General features: G+C 45.6%; 1 protein-coding gene. It reads right to left on the reverse strand.

The features are described from left to right. A partial coding sequence (locus AC1DUA_RS39820; RefSeq protein ID WP_477504902.1) for a beta-galactosidase domain 4-containing protein occupies positions 1-688 on the reverse strand: 688 nt, incomplete at both ends.

Here is a 688-nt window from a genome sequence, read left to right on the forward strand (position 1 = left end):
CTTTACCTTGATACTTGAAAGTATCGATCGTGCCTGTTGATTTATTGAAATTGATTTGCATATCAGTAGTATTTATCGTAACTTGTGTTCCTTGATCCTGAACATTCAAAGCCGGCAATGTAGAGAGATCGACGGACGGTTGGTTAGGAGTACTCAACGATAGGCTTAGTTGCTGACTAGCGATCTCGTGTCCTTTCTTCGCCCACAACGTATCCGCTTTCAATTTGAAACTGAAATTTAACCAGTATTCAACACTTGGCTCAGCCGTCGGCAAGCTGTAAGGAACTGTAATTTGTTTCGTCGTCAAAGAGGGTATATCCAAATTGTCCAGAGTACCTTGCTGAATGACTTTGTTATCCGCCCGCAATTCCCAACTTGCCTCGTAGGCGTTAACATTGGTGAACAGGAATTCATTTCGGACATCGACTTTGCCTTTCGCAAGGTCTGCTGCTTTCACGATAATGTTTTGATAAACATGCTTCACTTCGTTAAGCTCCGGCTTCGGAGTTCGGTCCGCCAAGATAAGACCGTTGGCCATAAAGTTGCCATCATTCGGACTATCCCCGAAGTCTCCGCCGTAGCCCAAGAATTCGCGCTGCTCAAGAGGGCTTGATTTGGCGTTGTCTGTATTGAAATCCTGCCACAAGACAGCGGATGCATCCGCTGTGCGCGTATCATCGTTTAGTTC

Source organism: Paenibacillus sp. 01T422 (assembly GCF_056398785.1).